The 22344-nt window shown below is 36.6% G+C and carries 22 protein-coding genes and 1 pseudogene; 20 read left to right on the top strand and 3 right to left on the bottom strand.

What is annotated here, in order from left to right; all coding sequences use genetic code 11:
- Nucleotides 1-203 precede the first annotated feature (203 nt).
- The 5 genes from H7992_RS13105 (at nucleotide 204) to H7992_RS13085 (ending at nucleotide 4425) form a co-directional block, all read left to right on the top strand.
- Nucleotides 204-1163, top strand: a complete 960-nt coding sequence (locus H7992_RS13105) for an LCP family protein (protein ID WP_067209453.1) — start codon at nucleotides 204-206, stop codon at nucleotides 1161-1163.
- Nucleotides 1164-1189: 26 nt separating this feature from the next.
- On the top strand, nucleotides 1190-2395 hold the full coding sequence (locus H7992_RS13100) for an AI-2E family transporter (protein WP_187044880.1): 1206 nt from the start codon (nucleotides 1190-1192) through the stop codon (nucleotides 2393-2395).
- A 3-nt stretch (nucleotides 2396-2398) separates the two neighbouring features.
- Nucleotides 2399-2782 (top strand): sporulation protein, encoded by a 384-nt coding sequence (locus tag H7992_RS13095; protein ID WP_067209440.1) that lies wholly within the window; start codon nucleotides 2399-2401, stop codon nucleotides 2780-2782.
- A gap of 145 nt (nucleotides 2783-2927) precedes the next feature.
- Nucleotides 2928-3338 carry a MarR family winged helix-turn-helix transcriptional regulator gene (locus H7992_RS13090; protein ID WP_067209437.1) on the top strand — a complete coding sequence of 137 codons (411 nt, stop codon included), beginning with the start codon at nucleotides 2928-2930 and terminating at the stop codon, nucleotides 3336-3338.
- An 841-nt stretch (nucleotides 3339-4179) separates the two neighbouring features.
- A complete protein-coding gene (locus H7992_RS13085; protein ID WP_067209436.1) occupies nucleotides 4180-4425 on the top strand; it encodes a hypothetical protein in 246 nt (81 codons plus the stop codon).
- Between the two features lie 136 nt (nucleotides 4426-4561).
- Here H7992_RS13085 and H7992_RS24740 read toward each other — a convergent pair whose 3' ends face one another.
- Together H7992_RS24740 and H7992_RS24735 are read right to left on the bottom strand one after the other, a co-directional pair.
- Nucleotides 4562-4789, bottom strand: a complete 228-nt coding sequence (locus tag H7992_RS24740; RefSeq protein ID WP_255428429.1) for a site-specific integrase — start codon at nucleotides 4787-4789, stop codon at nucleotides 4562-4564.
- A 12-nt stretch (nucleotides 4790-4801) separates the two neighbouring features.
- Nucleotides 4802-5002 carry a hypothetical protein gene (locus H7992_RS24735; protein WP_255428428.1) on the bottom strand — a complete coding sequence of 67 codons (201 nt, stop codon included), beginning with the start codon at nucleotides 5000-5002 and terminating at the stop codon, nucleotides 4802-4804.
- A gap of 276 nt (nucleotides 5003-5278) precedes the next feature.
- Between H7992_RS24735 and H7992_RS13075 the strand changes: the two genes are divergently transcribed.
- The 15 genes and pseudogenes from H7992_RS13075 (at nucleotide 5279) to H7992_RS13005 (ending at nucleotide 21019) form a co-directional block, all read left to right on the top strand.
- On the top strand, nucleotides 5279-5947 hold the full coding sequence (locus H7992_RS13075) for a DNA alkylation repair protein (RefSeq protein ID WP_067209432.1): 669 nt from the start codon (nucleotides 5279-5281) through the stop codon (nucleotides 5945-5947).
- A 146-nt stretch (nucleotides 5948-6093) separates the two neighbouring features.
- Nucleotides 6094-6457: pseudogene (locus tag H7992_RS13070) on the top strand (DUF6262 family protein).
- A 99-nt stretch (nucleotides 6458-6556) separates the two neighbouring features.
- Nucleotides 6557-7522: a helix-turn-helix transcriptional regulator gene (locus H7992_RS13065; protein WP_187044879.1), complete on the top strand. Its 966-nt coding sequence runs from the start codon at nucleotides 6557-6559 to the stop codon at nucleotides 7520-7522.
- Between the two features lie 72 nt (nucleotides 7523-7594).
- Entirely contained in the window at nucleotides 7595-8227 is a 633-nt protein-coding gene (locus H7992_RS13060; protein WP_067209427.1) for a type 1 glutamine amidotransferase family protein, read from the top strand.
- Nucleotides 8228-9224: 997 nt separating this feature from the next.
- On the top strand, nucleotides 9225-9908 hold the full coding sequence (locus H7992_RS13055) for a CoA transferase subunit A (protein WP_187044878.1): 684 nt from the start codon (nucleotides 9225-9227) through the stop codon (nucleotides 9906-9908).
- Entirely contained in the window at nucleotides 9898-10551 is a 654-nt protein-coding gene (locus H7992_RS13050) for a 3-oxoacid CoA-transferase subunit B (protein ID WP_187044877.1), read from the top strand. The genes H7992_RS13055 and H7992_RS13050 overlap by 11 nt, the downstream gene beginning before the upstream one ends.
- A gap of 52 nt (nucleotides 10552-10603) precedes the next feature.
- A complete protein-coding gene (locus H7992_RS13045) occupies nucleotides 10604-11569 on the top strand; it encodes a 3-hydroxyacyl-CoA dehydrogenase family protein (protein ID WP_187044876.1) in 966 nt (321 codons plus the stop codon).
- Nucleotides 11566-12750 (top strand): acetyl-CoA C-acetyltransferase, encoded by a 1185-nt coding sequence (locus H7992_RS13040; RefSeq protein ID WP_187044875.1) that lies wholly within the window; start codon nucleotides 11566-11568, stop codon nucleotides 12748-12750. Before H7992_RS13045 ends, H7992_RS13040 begins: the two co-directional genes overlap by 4 nt.
- Nucleotides 12751-13063: 313 nt before the next feature.
- Entirely contained in the window at nucleotides 13064-14278 is a 1215-nt protein-coding gene (locus H7992_RS13035; protein ID WP_187044874.1) for an ABC transporter substrate-binding protein, read from the top strand.
- A 270-nt stretch (nucleotides 14279-14548) separates the two neighbouring features.
- Entirely contained in the window at nucleotides 14549-15292 is a 744-nt protein-coding gene (locus H7992_RS13030; RefSeq protein WP_187044873.1) for an SDR family NAD(P)-dependent oxidoreductase, read from the top strand.
- 37 nt (nucleotides 15293-15329) lie between these two features.
- The gene (locus H7992_RS13025) at nucleotides 15330-16217 is read left to right on the top strand and encodes a branched-chain amino acid ABC transporter permease (protein ID WP_067209413.1); all 888 of its coding nucleotides are present in this window, start codon (nucleotides 15330-15332) and stop codon (nucleotides 16215-16217) included.
- Nucleotides 16171-17985: a branched-chain amino acid ABC transporter ATP-binding protein/permease gene (locus H7992_RS13020; RefSeq protein ID WP_187044872.1), complete on the top strand. Its 1815-nt coding sequence runs from the start codon at nucleotides 16171-16173 to the stop codon at nucleotides 17983-17985. The genes H7992_RS13025 and H7992_RS13020 overlap by 47 nt, the downstream gene beginning before the upstream one ends.
- Before the next feature lie 4 nt (nucleotides 17986-17989).
- Nucleotides 17990-18697 (top strand): ABC transporter ATP-binding protein, encoded by a 708-nt coding sequence (locus H7992_RS13015; RefSeq protein ID WP_067209409.1) that lies wholly within the window; start codon nucleotides 17990-17992, stop codon nucleotides 18695-18697.
- A gap of 298 nt (nucleotides 18698-18995) precedes the next feature.
- The gene (locus tag H7992_RS13010) at nucleotides 18996-19907 is read left to right on the top strand and encodes a fumarylacetoacetate hydrolase family protein (protein WP_187044871.1); all 912 of its coding nucleotides are present in this window, start codon (nucleotides 18996-18998) and stop codon (nucleotides 19905-19907) included.
- A gap of 92 nt (nucleotides 19908-19999) precedes the next feature.
- Nucleotides 20000-21019 carry a ketopantoate reductase family protein gene (locus H7992_RS13005; protein ID WP_187044870.1) on the top strand — a complete coding sequence of 340 codons (1020 nt, stop codon included), beginning with the start codon at nucleotides 20000-20002 and terminating at the stop codon, nucleotides 21017-21019.
- Nucleotides 21020-21340: 321 nt separating this feature from the next.
- Here the strand turns inward: H7992_RS13005 and H7992_RS13000 are convergent, their stop codons facing one another.
- Entirely contained in the window at nucleotides 21341-21958 is a 618-nt protein-coding gene (locus H7992_RS13000) for a TetR/AcrR family transcriptional regulator (protein ID WP_255428695.1), read from the bottom strand.
- Nucleotides 21959-22344: the final 386 nt, after the last annotated feature.

Below are 22344 nucleotides of genomic sequence, written 5' to 3'. Positions count from 1 at the left end.
TGGGGGGAGTGGGGAACTGTTGTAAATCGACCATTATAGAATAAATATTAATGGATATAACTACATTAACAGACCTAGATCCGCGCAAAAAATAGTTAAGGTTAACCTCAAGGGCCCATCGTGTTATAATTGAAATAATTAGACGCAACCAAGAGACTTCCTGTTCGTCCTAATGGAGATATCACTTTTTGGAGGAATCAATAATGGAAGAACATTATGAAGGGCCAGTACCGAAAAGAAGAAGAAAGAAAAAACTTCGCATCGGCAGGGTCATCTTTTTAATAGTCACACTCTGTTTTATCGGAGCTGGGTTGTATTCATATACTGAATACAATGCGGGGAAATCGTTGGCAAAAAACAATGGGATTGACCCGGGTCCGTTTAAAGGGGATGCTACAGATCCGAAGTATACATCCGTTGAAAATTACTTACTGCTCGGTGTGGACGATGATGGCAGTGGGAAATCGCGGACAGATACGATGATGGTGCTATCTTGGGATAAGGGTGCTGGGAAGATACGGGTGATTTCATTTATGCGTGATATTTATGCGGAGATTCCAGCATACAAGTCGTATAAGTTAAATACCGCCTATTATCTCGGCAAACTGCAGACTACGAAAGACACGATAACAGGGATGTTTGGTGTCCCTATTCATCACTATGCAATTGTTGATTTTGCTAACTTTGAATCGATTGTTGATATTGCGTTTCCAGGCGGAGTAGAGATTGATGTTAAAAAAGAAATGTCAGAAAAGATTGGCGTTACACTTATGCCAGGAAAAAAACAGTTGAACGGCAAGGAATTACTTGGCTATGCGCGTTTTCGTGCAGATGAAGAAGGTGATTTTGGTCGAGTTGCACGACAACAAGAAGTAATCTCTGCGATGAAGGACGAAGCGATGCGACCAGGAATGATTGCAAATGTGCCGAAGCTTGCAGGAGCGTTATCAGGTTTCATCAATACGGACTTAACGTCAAAAGACGAAATTTCACGTGCAATCTCCCTTATAATGAAAAAAGGTGCAGAAGTTGAAACGATGACTGTTCCAATAGAGGGATCCTATTCATTTAATTCGTATCCACACGCTGGATCTGTTATTGAAGTGGATAAAGTGAAAAATAAAGAGGCGATCTCAAAATTCCTTAATATGAAGTTGGATTAATAGCACAAACTTGACGAGAGTAGAGGATGCCCATGGAAGCTGATGAGAATAGAAATAAACCGATTTCGAATATAATTCGTTTTTTAGGTGGGCGTAGCACGTTGTTTGTTCTCATTTCACTATTATTGATTGGCTTAATCATACTTATTTTTAATCGGATTTCTTTCATTTTTTATCCGATTACTGTCTTTTTCTCGACGGTAGTATTGCCAGTCATTCTTGCAACAATTGCTTATTACTTACTAAGGCCCATCTTACGTTTATTAGAAAAAATCAAAATACCACGAATCTGGGGTATATTAATTCTATTCATCGGAGCCATGGGTCTTATCACCTTGCTGGTCTTTATGGTATTTCCATTCTTGAAAATACAGTTTAATAACCTTGTCGAAGACTTCCCTACATATTTCAGCCAGATGGTGCTGAAAATCGATGAGTTTTTAAGAACATCGATTTTCGCTTCTTATTATGAAAGTTTGGATATTAATGTAAAAAATATCCTTGAATCTGGGCAAGGGGATATCGGAAAGTATTTCACGGATGCGGTCGGTGGAATTGCAAGTGGTCTTAGTTCTTTCATTTCTGCTTTAACTGGTTTTGTTCTTGCAATTATTACGGTGCCCTTTATTCTCTTCTATTTATTGAAAGATGGGGAGAAGCTGCCACGTTACTTTGTTCAGATGCTGCCTCCGCACATGCGTAATGACGCTAAAACCATTCTTCGCGATGCGGATCACCAAATTAGTTCTTATATCCAGGGGCAAATTCTTGTCGCGATTTGCATTGGTGTCATGGTTTCAATTGGATTTCTTATCATCGGAATGAAATACGCGTTACTGCTCGGTGTCATTGCAATGTTTACAAGTGTCGTCCCGTACCTAGGACCGCTTATCGCAATTACTCCTGCAGTCATTATCGCTGTGGCATCGCCCTTCATGCTTATCAAGTTAGCAATCGTTTGGACAATTGTTCAACTCATCGAAGGGAAGTTTATTTCACCGCAAATTATGGGGAAATCATTGCATACACATCCGGTCACTATCATTTTTGTTTTACTCACTGCAGGATCGTTGTTCGGTGTGCCCGGTGTCGTTCTCGGAATCCCGGGATATGCACTCATTAAAGTTGGGGTAACACATTTATTTAAATTGTTCAAAATACGGTATAATAAACATGTAGCTGCTGAAGGCTTATATTATGAAGATCCGGATGGTCGAAGATTGGGGGAATAGAACATGGTAAGGCAGTTTTTATCAACGATTGAATATGGAGAAATGACCGTTAATACAAACGTCGATGGACCGAATGTCGCTTTTGGTGAAACACTTTCCGGCACGGTTTATATCGATGGGGATGCCAGTGATGAACTCGTAGATTTTATTGTGATTGAGTTGTTGAAACGGTCGGAAATTGATGAAGTGATTATTGCAAAACAATCTATTGAAATAATGAGTGACATCAAATCAAAAGAAACATGGATGATTTCGTTTGAAATGGTACCTGACGAGCGATGGGAGAGCGAATCGGAAACTCGAATCCAAACGCTTATTTTAAAGACCACGGTTCATCTCAAAAATGGAATTGATATCCAAGATGAAGGCGAAATTACATATACATGATATCCAACGCGTCCAACTACATGGACGCGTTTTTGCATTTCGCCAAAGCCACTCATATGCAAGGGATTGAATTTTCTATCAATACAGTTACTTATACTTTTCTTGCTGTATAATTGTAGAAAGAGTTGGTGGGGGGAATTCATTAATGGAAAAAATTATTCCTATTTTTCACTCGTTATCTAAAAGCATGCGTGGCATTCATAAGTCGAGTTGCAATGTGATTTCAATCGTTCAAAGTTCAATACTTTATGAGATTTCATTAATGAATAAACCGTCCATGCAAATGGTGGCTGAAGCTGTCGGTATGGACATCACGACGTTTTCCAGACAGATTGGTACGTTGGAGAAGAAAGAGCTGGTCGTCCGAACTCCTTATGAAGGAGACCGGAGAATATATTTATTGTCGTTAACTGGAAAGGGCAGTGACATGGTGGTGGCCATCAATGGAATCATTGCTTCCAAAATGGAGAATGCATTGGCTTCTATGAATGACTTTGAACGTGAAACAGTCCTTCGCTCTATGCATGTATTGGAGGTAAAGCTGCGAGGGAACTAAGTAGTAATCAGGGATGAGGGGATTACTATGTGTGAAATTTGCATATTGCAAGTGATTAAATTGTCGATAAATTGCGGCATGTAAATAGATGAGGTAAATAATTTGCAAAATGCAAGTGAATAACTTCGCTTTTTTCATGAGGGTAGGTTGGTTTTGCTAATTATTTGTAGAGTGCAACTATTCTTTATATGTATACGAGTTACTAACTACTTGGTGTTTACGTATTAAGAATAATTTATGGACAGACCTTTTTAATAAGATTGATAAAGGAAAGGGTTCATACATTTCTAGCCGTTCATTCATGGTCTTTTTATTAACGAAATGTGTTTAAGTGACGGTTTGAATAGCTGTCACCAAACACTATTATAAGGTTTTTATAGCTTTTGCTTTAAATCTCGCTTGCTGAATTTCGTAATAAGTTTGTGAAGAAAGAATTCGCGATTAATTTATCAGTAGTAAAAAAAGAGGGACTTCAAAAAGAATAGTAAGGGACAAATCAAGAACGTCTAATCAGGCGTTCTTTTTAATTACCCAAAATAAGGAGTGATGGAATGGCTGACAGAGACGTTAAAATGATCATCTAACGGGCATTAAGACTTTTTTTAGCACAATGGCTAAAAATGACATGACTGAAGCTTTAGAATCCGCTAATTCGGCTTATTACAAGTTCGATAAGGGGGTAAGACGATATTGTATGTTGAACGGCACAGTGACTGTAGGAGTCCACATTGTAGCAATGGTAGCTTTGTTGTGGAAAAACATTCAATGGAAATACAGGAAATAGGCCGTTACCGAAAGGACGAGTAGTTCATAAAATAGTAGAAGGGAAAGAGGTGATTAAATGTTTGAAGTTTACGATGTAGTCTTAATTCCTCTGATATTGGGGATTGTGGAGTTGTTTAAAAGGGCTGGCGTGAGTAAAAAAGTGTTGCCGTTTATCGCTTTAGTAATCGGTATTGCTGTAGGTGTGATTTATGTGGCTGACTTTGATTTAAAACAGGGTATATTAGTTGGTGCAATGTTAGGGTTATCAGCCTCAGGATTGTATTCAAGTGCAAAAAACACTGTAGAGAAGAGTGACGAGTAATCGTTACTCTTTTTTAGGTGTAGCTTTGTTAAAATCTGATGAGAACGTACGCCCTTGCTTTGCTGGGATAAACAATAGAGAACGGAATTGTTTTGGATGATTTCCAAGGTAATGAATGTAGAAATCAGAAAGCTACTTATAGCGGGGCAATATAGGTTAAAAGAGTTTTTTTCTTACATAGAGGATTATTATCGAGGCTTCTCATGAGTTGTGTAAACTTTTGAGAACCTTCTTTTTTCTTTTCTTGTGTTACGTGGAGATAGACATTCTTGGTGATTTGATCATCTGAATGGGCAAGTCTACCCATGATTTGTTCGAGTGCGACACCTGCTTCTGCTAAAAGTGAAGTGTGTGTATGTCTCAATGAGTGAGGTGTCTAGTCTTTGTTTAATTTTGTGATTGCAATAAGTCTAGCTATCCTGAGTTGTACCATTTTAATGACGATAGGATATCTTGGATGTCTCTCTGTTTTAGCAAAGATGAAGTCTTGATTATTGTAAGCATCACCTAACTGCTGAATGGTTTTTGCTTGAGTTTCTTTGTGAAGGCTCAAAGCTTTGATCACATCTTCATCCACAACAATTTTCCGTCTAGATTTTTTCGTTTTTGGTGTCACCAACTGAAACTGTTTTCGTTTCCAATTAAAAGGAATTAAATGTTATTACTTATATTAAAGAAGGTTGCTTTTCTATTATAGGTGGAGAAAGCTTTAATACGATATATGCTACAATATTAAAAAAGGTAAACTTTGGAGGCACACCACTGCAATAAGACTTATAACGAAATTAAGTTCTTGATATATCCTGTCAAGGACATATTAAGAAACAATGCTTTAATAAAGGAGTTGTATAAAATGAATGAAAATAAAGGTACAGAAATAAAACGCTCATCAAAAGCAGAAAACATTCTCCCTCAGATCAATAGTAAAACTAAGCTAGGCGACTTACGAAAAATCGCGAAGGACATTAAAAAAGATCACGAACTAGCTGTGGAACTTTGGTCAACCGAAGAGTTCTTGCCCAGACTATTAGCAATCTTAATTATGGACAAAAAACTTCTTTCACAAGATGTGCTAAATAAGCTTGATAAGGATATGCAAACTCACACTTTTGATGAGCGAAATAACTTAATGGATTGGTTAATGGCTAATCAGCTCACCAAAGACAAGAAGAAAATTGCATTGATGGAGTCATGGGGAAATAGTCCTTCTGCTCTTCAAAGGCGAGCTTTCTGGTATTATCAAGGGCGATTGAGATGGACTGGACAAACACCGCCTGATAACACCGCAGACTTGCTATCTGCATTAGATGCTAATATTACGCAGGAAGAACCGGAAGTTCAATGGGCTATGAATTTCACCGCAGGCTGGATAGGCGTTTATGATGAAAAGAATCGCGCACGTTGTATTAAACTTGGTGAGAAAACGGGTCTTTACAAAGATGAAATAGTAGCAAAAGGATGTACTCCCAGCTATTTGCCAGAGTTCATTAGGATTGAAGTTAACAAACGACTTAATAATTAGTTACCTCTGAAAAATTCATTAGGGTTTGATGCAAAAAATAAAGGAATTCAAAGCCTCAATATGAAAATTGTAATAGGCTTGGACCGGAAAATAAAGAAAACAACGCGTTTTGGCATCTATTCATTCTTTAAAGGAGACGAATTGAGATGACTAGAAAGAGTAACACAACTGCCATAATTCAACTATCCAAAGAAAAGTCGGAGAAGACAAGAATTAAGGTTGAAAATACAATTTCAGAGATGACATTGAAAAAAGAGAAGATTAATTTTAATTCCGTTGCACAAAAAGCAAATGTTTCAAAGTCATGGCTTTACAAACAAAAAGATATTAGAACTAGAGTGGAGACATTAAGGGATGCAAATGAGTGAGTTAAACCCTCGAAAAACTAGTAAAAGTGTCCGTTCAGAGGAAGTATTAATAAAGACCTTAAAAAAACGTATAAAGGCACTAGAAGAAGAGAACAAACAATTAAAAGATCAAGTTCAAAAATTACATTGTAAGTTGTTTTAGCTTTTTCGGTTTTCTTACTTTTAAATAGAAATTCAATGAATAGGTAGTGTTTTTAGTGTGATTTTAAAATAAAACTATTTCCATATAGAGGTGGATTCTGTGGCTAAAATTGACAATGTACTAGTAATTCTATGGATGCTTAGTTCAGGTGAAAAAATTACTGCAAAACAAATTTCAGAAAAGCTAGAGATGAATATAAGAACTGTATATCGTTATATTGATACACTTTCAATAAGTGGTGTACCTATAATTTCAGACGCAGGACATAACGGTGGGTACACTTTATTGAACAATTTTATTGAAGCTCCACTTTTTTTTGATTTTGAGGAGCAAACCTCGCTATTTCACGCTGCTATTTTTGCAGAAGAAGCGGGATATTATGGAGGTGAAGCACTAAATAGGGCTATTTCAAAGCTAAGAAAATATTCGAATCAAGAGCAGGAAACAAAGATAAATCAACATTTAACTAGTCTTGAAGTAATAAGTCGATTAAGTTCCCTCGCTATGGAACCTTTTTTGAAGGAATTGGAGCAGGCCGTAGCTGACGGATACTCTGTAAAAATTCTATACTATAAAAGTGGCGAAGGGCAATCAAAGTATAGATTGGTGGATCCGTACAGGATTATTTATTGGAATAATAAGTGGTATGTGATTGGATTTTGTCATCTTAGGAATGATATCCGTAGTTTTAGAGTAGATCGAATGGAAAGTCTAATGTTAACCGAAAATAAGTTTAACCGACCAGAAAATTTTTCAGCACGTGACTTCTTTATGAAAAACCTTGTTCCAACTATAGAAGATAAGGAAGGGATTATTTCTTTGGTTATTAATGGAGATAAAAGGGCATTGGGTGATATTTGCCAACATTGGTTTTTAGGACATTATTTACAAGAGTGGACTTCAAATCAAGCAGTATTTCTCCTTGAGAAAGATATGATACATACATATGTACCTTATTTGCTTTTACCGTACGGTAAATCTATTCGAGTTATTGAGCCAATCAGTCTTAAGAAAAGACTGGTTGAAGTTTTGTCGGAATTAATAAAATTTCATCAAATTTGTTAACTTCCCTGACGCTAGGTGTCAGGGAAGTCATGTTATATTTGGCTATATTAAATGTGATTGGAGTGTTATTGGATGCAAACAAAAAAAGTTTTTCTTTATGTATTTAATACAATGTCGGACTGGGAATATGGATATTTAATTGCTGAACTAAACTCAGGAAGATATTTCAAAAAAGATTTAGCACCATTAAAAGTAATTACAGTAGGAGCTAATAAAGAAATTATTACTACAATGGGAGGACTGAGCATAAAACCAGATATTTCCCTTGATGAGTGTACTCTTGAGAGTACGGATCTTATAATTTTACCTGGAGGGAATACTTGGGGAGAAGATATTCATCAACCTATTTTGAAAAAAATTGGCGAGGCTTTAAAGCTAGGCACTATTGTTGCTGCAATTTGTGGTGCAACTGAGGGACTAGCGAATGTTGGATACCTAGATTCTAGAAAGCATACAAGTAATGACTTAGAGTATATTAAAATGGTCTGTCCTAATTATAAAGGAGAAAAATTTTATGAGATGGAACCTGTAGTATCTGGCGAGAATTTGGTTACTGCATCAGGGGTAGCTCCTCTGGAATTTGCGATGGAAGTAATGAAGAAATTAGATGTATTTGCACCAGATACATTGCATTCATGGTATAACCTAAATAAGACTCATAAACCCGAATATTTTTTCCAGTTAATAGACTCAATAAGTAGATGAGCTAAAAAAATCAACTTAGCAGTTTAATATTAGTTTAAATAAAAACCATGCTTTAGACGATGTCTAAAGCATGGTTTTTGTATATAACTTAAAATAAAGACCTTAAGAAGCAGTATAAATGCAACTTGATCTTTCATTCTTTTTACCTGTTTTTCATAAAATAAGTAATTTAATTATGCCGACTTTGAAGTCATGTAGTCAAAGCAAAGAGGTTGCTGTCAAAATATTTTTTCACTTTACTCTTGATATTATGAACACTCCGCAAAGGAAGAGAGTGTGAATAGATGCTAACATTTTGCTCACGCAATCAAATGAAAAACGCTTAATTCTCGTTAAAGATGTTACACCTCTGATTAGCTAAAACTTTGATATACCGTACTTTTAGAACACATCGTTAAAGATATTACACACTTTCACCTTACGGGCGGCATGATGTAAGAAGAACCTTGAACCCTTGATATGTAAGGATTTGTAAGGTGAGAATTAGAGTAATGTCTTCTTCAAATTTCAATACGATATTAAACTGCTATTTAGAGAAGATCTTTTGTAAGTTCACTGAACTCACAAAAGGTCTTTTCTTCGATGTTTTTTGGTCATATTAGCGTAAATGTGAATTGTTGTATTAATATATTGATGTCTGAATGACCTAATCGCTCTTGGATATCTTGTACGACTGCCCCCTGCTTCAATCTGAGGGAAGTATGCTTATGTCAAAAGTTATTCGCCCTATCATTCGTCTCTTTAATAAATCCTTAAAACTCTGTTTCTCTTTGATTTATTAAAATTACACACCTTTAAATTGATTAATTTTTTTAAAAAATCAAAATCCATATTGACAGAATCTTCCCGGTTAAAGTACAATTAGACCACAGTCCAACTAGACTCTAGTCTAGTAATTAGAATGCATCTGTTTACTGACAGACTTTATTTATTGCAACTGAATCTTTAGCAACTAATCATCAATCACAAGAAAACACTTTCTCAAGGGGGATGAAAAATGAAAAAGGTAATTGAAAAAGAGGAATTAAGGGATTTAGTTAAAAGTGGCGATAAGTTATTAGTTGGCGGATTCGGTTTGTCGGGAACCCCATTAACAATTTTAGATGAGTTATTGGAAACTGACATCAAGAATTTGACAATTGTAAGTAACAATTTGGGAGATGACGGTCAAGGCTTACACAAATTATTCATGCAAGGGAAAATTAAGAAAGCGATTGGGTCATTTTTTACAACGAACAAAGAAGCAGTAATTGCTTGGCAAAATGGTGAATTAGAAATTGAATTAATACCCCAAGGAACACTTGCTGAGGCGCTTAGAGCTGGCGGTGCGGGCATTGGCGGATTCTATACAAAAACAGCTGTAGGAACAGAGCTGGCTAAAGGTAAGGAAGAGCGTGAAATTGATGGAGAACGTTATATTTTTGAAAAGGCCATTAAGGGAGATGTTTCACTAGTTAGAGCTAAGAAAGCAGATAAACTAGGTAACTTAATTTACCACACGACTGCGAGAAACTTTAATCCTATGATTGCGACGGCTGGTAAAATTGTCATCGCCGAGGTGGATGAGATTGTCGATGTTGGAGAATTAGACCCAGAATATATTGTGACACCACACGCTTATGTAGATTACATTATTGAAAGTAAATATGTAAAGAAAGGTGGCACATACGTTGGTTCATAATAAAAGGTATTTAATCGCCAAACGCATTTCAGAAGAGTTAGAAGAAGGACAAATTGTAAATTTAGGAATTGGCATACCTACTTTAGTTACCGAGTATTTAGGAGGTAGGAAGATTTACTTACAGTCGGAGAACGGGCTGCTAGGCATGGGGCCTTCACCCATAGAGGAGAAGATTGACATAGATCTAATTAGTGCAGGTAAGGAGCCAGTGAGTATTTTAAAAGGTTCTTCATTTTTTAGTAGTGCTGACTCTTTTGGACTCATTCGGGGTGGTCATGTAGATGTTGCAATACTAGGAGTGTTGCAGGTTGATATAAACGGAGAAATTGCTAATTGGGCGGTTCCGAATCAACCAATTCTAGGTGTTGGTGGGGCGATGGATTTATTAATAGGAGCTAAGAAAGTCATTGTCGCGGCAACATTATTTAACAAACATGGAGAATCTAAGCTCGTCAAAAATCTAACATATAACGCAAGTGGTATTAGGCGGGTAGACTTATTAGTTTCTGAATATGCTGTTTTTAAATTTACTGAAAATGGTGTTAAAGTGGTTGAAATACTTGAAGATATCACTATTGAAGCATTAAGTGAGAAAGTGGGCTTCGAATTAACGTATTTGAAGGACAAGGTACTAGAACGATAGAAAGCTTGGTTATTGAGATTAAGTTCTATTCAGTAGGAAAGGGTGAAACGTTTTGATTAAACAAGTTGGAATTCTTGGCGCTGGTACGATGGGTTTTGGGATTGCTTTTCAATTTGCACTTAATGGAAGGAAGACGATGTTATGTGATCTATCTGAAGAAGCGCTTGATATTGCGAAGGGGAAATTCGGTATTTACTTAAAAATATTTCGTGAAGAGGGATATAACATTCCTATAAGTGATGAAGAAGTTATGTCCAATATAACATTTACAACAAAATTAAATGATTTGGCAGACCGTGATTTCATCATCGAAAGTATTTCAGAAAATTTAGCATTGAAACAAAGGATCTTTCAAGAATTAGATGTTATTTGCGGGGAACAAACAATTCTAGCTTCTAACACGTCGAGTTTACGACTTTCAGAAATTACTGTGAATGTTGAGAAGCACAAAGATAGAGTAATGTTGACACACTTTTTCAATCCAGCCCATATCGTTCCTCTTGTAGAACTTTTAAGAACTGAAGAGACAGATGATAAGGTATTTAATGAAGTAAAAGATTTTTTAGAAGTGAATAATAAAGTAACGATTGAAGTTAAAAAAGAAGTAGCTGGCCTTGTTGCTAATCGGATTCAGATAGCACTTGCAAGAGAGGCACTTTCCTTAGTTGAAGATGGCGTGGTCAGTGAAAAAGATCTCGATACAGCTATTTTCGCCGGTCCTGGTTTTAGATTTTCTTCTAGTGGTTTAATGAAAATTATGGATTTTGGTGGGCTAGATATTTGGAACATAACCATTCGCGAATTACAGTCCAAAATTGAATCGAGTGACCGAAGTTACAAAATTATTGATGATCGAATTGAGGCAGGTGCATTTGGTGTGAAGTCTGGACAAGGATTTTACAACTATCCAGGCAAGGGCCTTGATGGTTATGTTATTGAACGTGATACGGACTTAATTAAACATTTACTAAGTACCTATCCAAGTTTAAAAATGCAAAAGGAGGAAGCTAATAAATGAATACTTATATTATTGATGGTGCAAGAACTGCATTTGGTACCTTTGGAGGATCTTTAAAGGATATTAGCGAAGTCGATTTAGGAGTGATCGCAACAACACAGGCGATTAAGCGAAGTAGTATTCCATTTACGGATATTGATGAAATTATATTTGGTAACATCATTCAAACGAATAAAAATTCAGCGTATTTGGCTCGACATATTGGCTTAAAAAGTGGTTTAGAAGAGAAATCTTCGGCATTAACATTAAATCGACTTTGCGGATCAGGTTTACAGTCGATTGTATCTGGGGCACAGTCCATTGCTTTAGGGGATGCAAATGTAATCGTAGCGGGTGGGACAGAAAATATGAGCTTATCCCCACATGTATTAAGAAGTACACGTTTTGGATCACCAAACAAGGCGCCAATTGTTGAGGACATGTTATGGGAGACGTTAACAGATAATCATGTTGGATGTGGAATGGGAATGACGGCTGAGAACCTAGCAACAAAATATTCGATTTCGCGTGAAGAACAGGATCAATTTTCCGTAGATTCACAAAACAAGGCAATTGCTGCAAGAAATAGTGGTCGTTTTGCAGAAGAAATCGTCCCGGTTAGATTAAAAGGTAGAAAAGGTGAGGAAATCATCTTTGATAGGGATGAGCATATTCGTGAAGGCACATCTGTAGAAGGTTTAGCCAAGTTGATGCCTGCTTTTAAGAAGGAGGGAACTGTCACGCCAGGTAATGCTAGTGGAATTAACGATGGGGCGGCTGCTGTATTATTGGCATCTGAGGAATATATATACGAACATAATATAAAACCACTTGCGAAAATTGTCTCGTGGGGCGTTGCAGGGGTAGATCCTAGTATTATGGGAATTGGTCCTGTACCAGCTAGCAAAAAAGCTTTAGAAAAAGCAGGTTTAACACTTGAAGATATTGATTTATTTGAGCTAAATGAAGCTTTTGCAGCTCAGTCTTTAGCGGTAATTAAAGAATTAGGACTTGATGCGAGTAAAGTTAATGTTAATGGAGGTGCTATTGCTCTAGGCCATCCAGTCGGCTCAAGCGGGACCCGTATTACATATTCATTAGCTTTAGAGTTAAAGAAAAGAGGAGCTAAGTATGGTCTAGCTTCACTTTGTATCGGTGGTGGACAAGGTATTGCCATTATTATTGAAAATACTGAGGCTTAGATAATTCAATTCTATCAAATAAAAACATAAGTGCTAATTGCAATAAATGGCAATATGTATGAAAGTATTTGGTTGGTAATGATGAAAGCGTTTTCGTTAGATTACACGTGTGGAAAGCAACTAGCTCATCAATCACAGATGTTGTTTTTTATGCGAGGCTAGTGATCAACTCTCTGTAAATAGTAAGGGGGTGATTATTATGTAAGGGTTTACACGCTTCTGGAATTGTAATCTTGGATATATTTGTTGGTCACAGAATATTTCTTAATACTAAACTTAACTTTGTTATCAGAAAAAAATGAGGGGGATTAAGATGAGAAAAAAACTTGTTAGTTCAATTCTTTTAAGCGTTTTATTACTTGTTACCGCTTGTAGTAATGAAAAAGAAGGTAGTAGTTCACCTAAAGAAGGTAGTAGTTCACCTAGTGAAATAGTAATTGGTAATATCGGAGCGATGAGTGGAACAAGTGCTGTACTTGGGAAAGCGCAATCACAAGGAGTAGTACTTGCGGTGAAAGAAATTAATGAGAATGGAGGTATCTTGGGCGCGCAGGTGAGAATCGCCACACGTGATGATGAGGCTGACCCGACAAAATCCAAAACATTTGTGGAGGAGTTAGTGGACAAGGAAAAGGCAAATTTTCTGATTGGACCTACAAATTCGACTCCAGCAGCAGCTTCAATGGCATATCTTCAGGAAAGTAAAGTTATTTCTATGTTGCCAGTCGCGACAGGTACAAATCTTATCAGTAAAGACAATCCTTACGCTTTTAGAATAACGCCGTCTAATGCAACACAGGCAAAGGCTCTTGTCAAAATTGCAGTTGAGAAAAAATATAAGAATATTGCTTTGGTTGCTGATACCTCTGCCCTTGGCGTGGATGGAATCGCTGTTATGGAAGAGACGCTAAAAGAATATGGCGTTGAGCCTACCGTAATAGCTACTTATAAGTCGGATGATCCAGACATGACGCCTATAGCACAAAAAATAAAAGAGGCTAACGCAGATGTTGCACTGTTCTGGACTTTAGGAGCTGACGGGGCAAAGATTGTAAGGTCCCTGGAACGAATCGACTATATTGATAAATTGAATATTTTAGGCTATACAGGAGTAGCCATGCCAAACTTTAAGGAACTAGCTGGCCCTGGAGCTAATCAAGTGTCAGTTATTTCTATGAATAACTGGGCAGTGGCTTCTGGTAAAACAGAGTTAGAGCCAAAATATTGGGAGATATATCAAAATATTATTAATGAATACGGCGAATATAAAAAACGTGATACAAACCCTACCTCTGTAGTACCAAGTTATGAGGCAGTTTATTTACTAAAATGGGCAATTGAAAAAGCAGGTACCACTGATACTGTTGAAGTTAAAAAGGTATTGGAAAATAATGTGGAGGAATTCGAATCGGTTTTTGTAAATCAATATACGTTTTCGGAGGAATCTCACGAGGGTTACCCTTTAGCTGAATTGGATATGGCCAGCATCTCAGAAATGTTTAATGGCGATCTTTATATAAAAAAATAGTTTGAAACTATATGATGTCGGTCTCCTTAATTTTTAATATGATTCTTCTTTATCTCGTTTGCTGACAATGATGAGCAGTATTAGGGTAGTGAAGGAATTTGGGGAGGCCAACTTAACTTGGGTTTTATGTAATTGGGAGACTTATCCTTTATATATGACCAGGAAATCAATAAAAGAAAATCTTATATAAGTTTAAATTTTGAAGCCGTGATCATTTGGAAAATAGAATTCAGAGATGAAATTCGGTTTAATTTTTGGGAGGGTAATATTATGGGGAAATTAAAAAGTAAATACGCAATTGTTACTGGGGGTGGTAAAGGTATCGGTGAATCTATAGTTAATCGTTTTCTAAAGGATGGTATTGCAGGTATTGCAGTACTTGAATATGATCTGAACATGGCGAAAGAAATGATTTCAAGACTCGATAATAGTGGTGCTAAAGTTCTGCCCATTCAGTGTGATGTATCAAATGAAAAACAAGTAGAAATAGCTGTCTCTCAAGCTATGGAACATTTCGGTACTATTGACATACTTGTCAATAATGCTGGTATTACACAGGACAGTATGTTTCACAAGATGTCAGAGGAGGCTTGGGATGCTGTTATAAATGTAAATCTTAAAGGTGCATATTACCTTTGTAAACACGTTATACCCATTATGAGGAATAAAGCCATCGGAAAGATTGTAAACATCTCGTCCATATCTGCATTTGGTAATGTAGGTCAGGCTAATTACGCAACATCAAAAGCAGGATTAATTGGCTTTTCAAAAACTCTTGCGAAGGAAGGGGGACCAAAGAATATTATCGTGAACTGCGTTGCTCCTGGTTATATTGAAACAGACATGTATAAAACTGTCCCAAAGGAAATTATGGATGAACATATAAAGAACACCCCCTTAGGAAGACTTGGAAAACCTAATGAAATTGCCAGTGTTGTGTCTTTCCTTTCTAGTGATGATGCAAGTTTCTTATCAGGGCAATGCATAATTGTAAGTGGCGCTGCTACAACATGATGAGACTGGGAAGATAAGAGAGGAGAGGAGAGTATATATGCAGGAACTAATATTTGCTCTTGCTAATGGAAGCATGTATGCCTTAATGGCGCTTGCCATAGGTATAATTTATTCTACAACACGTATCATTAACTTTGCACATGGCTCCGTTATTATGATAGGAGCCATGACAAGCTACTGGTTCATAAGTGCTTTTAATATGAATTACTTAGTTGCTATTTTGTTAGCAATACTTATTAACATATTACTAAGTATATTGATTTATAAGACAGCGGTCGAAAGATTAGGAGATTTATCGAAAAATTCAAGTTGGATTGTAACTCTCTTCGGTGCAAGTATCATTATAGACAATATTGCCCGAATGCTATTCGGAACGGAACCAAAAGCTTTCCCATTCCTTTTTGATGGTCAGGATATCCGTATTTTCGGTGCAAATATTATGTTGCACGAAATCATGATGATTATCATTGCAATATCGATAGGTATAGTTTATCAATTTGTAATTCAGAAAACTAGTTTTGGTAGAGCTGTTAGGGCTGTATCTTATAAACCGGATACAGCAAGAATCATGGGTATTCGAAGTAATGTCGTTGTGTTGACCTGTTTCGCGATATCAGGTGGTGTTGCGGCAATAGCAGGTGCACTTATTGCACCCATAACTTTTGCTAGCTATACAATGACATATGCAGTTGGTATCAAGGCTTTCGCAGCAGCGTTAATCGGAGGTTTAGGTAATACCAAAGGAGCGTTTGTTGGTGGGATTACCTTAGGTTTGTTAGAGGGAATTGTTGGAACGATGATCCCTGGTGGATTAAAAGATGCCGTTATCTTTTTAGTTATGATTATATTCATTATAGTTTTACCGGGAGGGATATTAGGTGCCAAAATTTTCAATAAAGGCAACTTCAGCGCAGAAAAAATATAGAATTTATTTCACTATCCTTTGGGTTGCTCTTTTATTGATTAGTTTAGTTATTCCACTAATGGCAGGTAGCTACTACTTGCGATTAGTAAGTTTAATATTCATATATATCATCCTAGCAATTGGATATAACATTTCTGCAGGCTTTAGTGGTATAACTTCTTTTGCTTTTGCCGCACATTTTGGTGTTGGGGCATATGTTTCAGCAGTGGCCATTACCGCCTACAACATGCCGTTTTTCGCGGGACTTATAGCAGGGGCAATAGCAGCTGCTTTAGTGGGTTTACTAGTTTCCCTTCCGGCATCTAAAGTAAAACACCATTACCTAGCTCTTATAAGTATTGGTTTACTAGAAATGGCGCATCGAGTGTTTAATGAATGGACCTGGTTTACTGGTGGTTCACAGGGGCTATTCGTCCCTACTTGGAATATTTTCGGATTCACTCTAGATACCCTTCAAAAGTACTATTTCATATTACTAATAGTAGTAATTTGTGTTATCGTACAGAGGAACATCGTTAAAAGTCGATGGGGTAGAGATTTAATTGCAATGACAGACAATGAGATTGCAGCAGCCGGGGTCGGAATTAACTTTAGTAAATATAGAATAATAGGCTACTTTTTTAGTTCATTACTGGCTGGAATAGCCGGAGGTATTTATGCTAGTTATAGTGGCTATTTAAGCCCTGATACCTTCAGTTTTCAATTTACAGTATTCATTCTTTTGATGGTGGTTTTGGGTGGACAAGGGACTCTGAGTGGTCCAATAGTCGGTGCTATCATTGCTACGATGATACCAGAATTATTTAATGCAGCACCTGACTTGAAACAGATTGTCTATGGCGCTCTTCTTGTCATAATCCCACAAGTACTTCCGGCGGGTATCGCAGGAACCATTAAGAAGCATTTTAGAGAAATAGATGATAATCAATATATTATGGAAAAAAGGGACCAAAAATTATTTGATATTAAGCGGAATGTTGTGAGTAATGGTAATAATTTTGATGATGATGATATTTTAATTATCAAGAATCTTACTAAGAAATTTGGGGGACATACAGCTGTAGAAAATCTAAACATGACGATTAAAAGAGGGACGGTTCACTCACTAATTGGTCCGAATGGTGCCGGCAAGACCACAACTTTAAACATAATTACTGGAGTTGATAAGCCATCAACAGGAATGGTTATTTTTAATGATAAGGACATTACGGGTAAAAGTATTATTGATCTAGTTAGGCAGGGGATCTCGAGAACATTTCAACATGTGAGACTCTTTAACAATCTTTCGGTGGTTGAAAATGTTGCAATGGGGGGACGTCTATTTTATAGCTATTCACTGACCGATACCATGTTCCGTACAAGGAAAATGAAGAATGAAGAAAGAAAATCAATTTATGAAGCAATGGATTACCTTGATTTAATAGATCTAAGTAATCAAGCGAATAATGAACCGGAAAGCCTTTCAGCGGGCCAACAGAAGTTATTAGAACTGGCGCGAGCTCTGAGTATGAAACCAGAACTTCTAGTACTAGATGAACCATGTGCTGGCCTTTCAGATACAGAGACTATGGAGTTTTCTAAGTTGCTTAATAAAGTCCGGGAGGCTGGGATTACCGTTTTGATGATTGAACATCACATGGATTTAGTAATGGAAATATCCGATTATATTACAGTACTTGATTATGGCAAAAAAATAGCTGAGGGTGATCCGGCAAGCATAAATTCCAATCAAGTTGTCAGAAACGCTTATTTGGGTGAAGGGGCGTGAAACGATGTTACAAGTAAAGAATTTAACTGTAGGCTACGGGAAAACTGAAGTTGTTCATAATATCTCTTTCCAAGTAAGTCAAGGTGAGATCGTTACAATATTAGGAGCGAATGGTGCTGGAAAAAGCACAATTCTCAATACAATTGTTGCACTTCATAAGGGGAAAGGTGGAAGTATCTGCTTTCAAGGCAAAGAGATTTCCAATGATCGTCCCGATCAGCTAGTGCGCAAGGGAATTCGAATAGTACCGGAGGGGAGACAGATATTTCCTCAACATACTGTAATGGAAAACATTCTTTTAGGAGCGCATATTGTAAAGGATTCTAAGAAAACGCATGTTCTAATACAGTCGATTTTCGAACGTTTTCCACGACTCGAGGAAAGAAAAATGCAATTAGGGGGGACCCTTTCTGGGGGAGAGCAACAGATGCTAGCCATTGCAAGGTCGCTTATGACGGAACCATCCTTTTTAATTCTTGATGAACCCTCACTAGGACTTGCACCTATCATTGTAAATGAGGTTTTTGACCTTTTAAAGCAAATTAATTCCTCGGGTGTTACGGTGCTTTTGGTTGAGCAGATGGCAAATAGTGCATTAAAAATATCCGATCGTGCCTACGTCATAGAAACTGGGCGTATTGTTTTAGAGGGTACAGGAGAAGAGATACTTAATAATCCAGATGTCGCAAAAGCGTACCTTGGAAATGTATGAAATAATTCACTAGCGTCGGATAAAAAAATAGAATTCTAATAATGTAAATAGAATTTTCTTTAAACATTTTTTCCATATCAATTTCTTGTAGAGGGCTTGATTATCTGCTCTTAAGTGAACGCGAATGTGTTTATATACAAGAAGATTGATGCTTTCATAAGCCTTCAACTAGTTGGAGTTGCGGGCTTGCTGGAAGGCAGTAAAATTGCTTCAATCCGATGTTCATTCTAATAAAAAACAGAAGTTCAGATAACTTGATCGGTGTTGAACAAAAATAATAAGAACAGGGGGATAAAGAATGAAATTTGTAAGTTTTATAAACATAAATGGTGAAGAAAGAGCTGGATGGATTGAAGGTCAAAAAGTTTACGACATGAATGAGCTATCTGATGGGATATTACCTTCTAAGCTACTTACATTTATTGAAGACCATGAAAAATATACCCCTATTCTTAAAGAATTATTAAAAGAAGAGCATAGCGGTACATATAACCTAGGGGATACTGAGCTTCTAGCTCCTATTCCAAGACCGCCAAGTGTGCGAGATTTTATGAGTTTTGAGTTGCACTTGAAAAATGCATATAAAAATTTAGAAAAAGAGATACCTAAAGAATGGTACGAAGCCCCGGCTTTTTATTTTACTAATCATCATGCGATTATCGGTCCGGAAACACCATTATCTTATCCCTCTTTTACAAAGTGTTTGGATTTTGAACTTGAGATTGCCTGTGTAATTGGAAAACAAGGTAAAGACATTAAAGCTGGAGATGCTGAAGATTATATTTTTGGATTCATGATTCTCAATGATTGGTCGGCTAGAGATATACAGATGGAGGAAATTAAAATAGGTTTAGGACCTGCAAAAGGAAAAGACTTTGCGACGTCAATTGGTCCGTATATTGTCACTAAAGAATCTCTACAGAAATATAAGATTGAAAATAGACATGATTTAACAATGACGGCGAGAATTAATGGGAAAGAAATCTCCAAAGGTAATTTAAAAGATATTCACTATTCATTTGCAGATATGATTGAAAGGGCGTCAATCAACGCCACGTTATACCCAGGAGATATTATTGGATCAGGAACAGTTGGAACAGGATGTCTATTAGAATTGAGTGGGGTCCAACAATCTTGGTTAAAACCAGGTGATACCGTTGAATTAGAAGTAACTGAGTTAGGTATTTTGAAAAACACGATTGTGGAATAACTAAATTGATTTCGCACAAGGAAGTTAAGATATAGGACACGATATTAACATGCTGCATAGTAAGTTAATTATAAGAGAAAGGTGACTTGAAAATGAAAATTGGTATAGTAGGCGTTGGAGCAATAGGAACTGTGTTAGGAACATTATTAAACTCAAAAGGCATTGAAGTGGATTTAATAGATGGCTTTAAAGAAAATGTAATAGCAATGCAAAAAAATGGGACTGAAATAAGAGGCTCTATTCAAGTGAAAACACATGGGCATGCTTATTATCTAGATGACTTAACTGATAAATACGATTTGTTATTTCTACTAACAAAGCAATTCGATAACAAAGAGGTCTTAAATAAGCTTTTACCACATCTTCATTCTACTAGTATTATTTGTACTCTTCAAAACGGGGCTCCCGAAGAAAGTGTAGCAGAAATTATTGGAAAAGATAGAACGATTGGCGGAGCTGTGGGTTTTGGAGCGACATGGATTAAACCCGGTGTTACTGAATTAACATCGAAGAAAAAGGCTTTAGAAGAGTTTGCCTTTGAAATAGGAGAAATGAATGGAGAAGTTACTGAAAGAATTAAAGCAGTTAACGCAATTCTGCAAAATGTGGGTGGTTCTGAAGTATCTAATAACTTGCTTGGCATTAGATGGTCTAAAATATTAATGAATGCTACTTTTAGTGGGATGTCGGCCGCGCTTGGCTGTACTTTTGGTGAGGTATTGGACGATCCTAGGGGCTATTGGTGTCTTGCACATCTTGCCGACGAAACGATTAAAGTAGCCTACGCGCAAGGTATAGATTTAGTTAAAATGCAGGACCAGGATCTCGGACTTCTGGAGTTAAATGATCGTACCCCAAAAGAAATACTAAGTAAATTTCCTTACTTTAAAAAGACCTGGGATCAACACCGTGACACGAAAGCAAGCATGTTGCAAGATTTGGAGAAAGGAAGAACAACCGAGATTAATTACATAAACGGAGTTGTTAGTAACAAAGGAAAAGAATACGGTATTGCAACCCCCTATAATGATATGGTAGTTAAAATTGTGAAAGCCAAAGAAAAGAACAAGGAAATTAAAACGCTTCATTATATTGATGAATTCTTTAAGTGAAAAGATGTTAGAATTTCTGAGGCTGTATAGGTGCAATTGAACGAAGCGAATCCAGTCGCAATGTAAGGTTTCGATTCTTTTGGTTAGGTGAATAATCAATAATAGACCGCATATTGAAAGGCAGGAATCAGAGAAGATTATCTCCTCTGATTCCTGCCTTTTTTATGCAGTATGAGTGAATTAATAGGACCAAGCTATTTGATAAATTCCCTTCGAATAGTGGCTTATAGAAAGGGGTGCTTGCAGGGGTACATTCTCGAATAATTAAACTTTCATAATTTCTGATGTGTAAGTGCCCATTTAAATATGGGGATAATCCACTTAGGGCAAATGAACCTCGTTCAAACTTTTCAGACCTTTAATCATTGTTTTTGTAACGTATTGAGCCAGCTCAGGTAACTTTCGATCGTCTTGGCTAACACTCCAATAGTATATAACGCCCATCATTGTTTGACTCATCATCATTAATAAATCCTCTACTTGAGAAGCAGAATCTATCGGTTGGTTTCTTTGGATTTCTTCAGCGAAAGATATGAAAATACGAGTTAGTTCTCGATCTTTATTTAAGAAATAAGTATGGTCATTTGAAACAAGCGCGGAACTATAAATGACTTTCATTAAGTCCTTTCCCATCTGATCATTAATGATACACAAAGCCTCATGAAAAAATATTGATATTTTTTCATACACATCGATATCTTCCGGCATAGCTTCTATTACTTGGGCATAGTGGTTATCTACTTCAAAGAATTTCACTAAAAATATAGTTGATTTTGATGAAAAATGCTGATAAAAAGAACCTTTAGATGACTCACTCTTTTCGCAAATTTCATCAACGGTTACTTTATCATAGCCTTTTTCAGTGAATAATTTCAATGCAGTTTCTAAAATTCTTTTTTGAGTCATTTTACCTCTACTTTGTTTATTTTCTTTTTTCATCAAAAAAATCACTCCAATATAGTGTTGTCAGAATATTATCTATTATATCATAATCAGGCTGCAATCCAGTTGAATTTGTACTTGGGTCTGGTTATGAAAGTTATTTTATAGTAAGTCAATCATTTTAGCAATTAATACTCAAGTAAACACTGGGTTTTGGAATTGTTTTAATGGTACTCTAATATCCTGTTGACAGAATATTGCTTCTTGAATTACAATTAGACTACAGTCTGATTGAAATTGTGCTGCAGTTTGGTTGAAAAACAATTTAATCTTGTTGGTGATAAATACTCAAGTAATAGAGAGCAATTTCATAGGTTTGAAGTCATCAATTATGAAAGTGCGCTTCGAACTAGAGTATTTAAAGGGTAGAGTACTAGCTTAAA

This window comes from Sporosarcina sp. resist (assembly GCF_014302295.1).
Lineage (GTDB): Bacteria > Bacillota > Bacilli > Bacillales_A > Planococcaceae > Sporosarcina > Sporosarcina psychrophila.
Note: the sequence above shows the minus strand (reverse complement) of the source record. Positions and strands in the feature narration are given on the sequence as shown.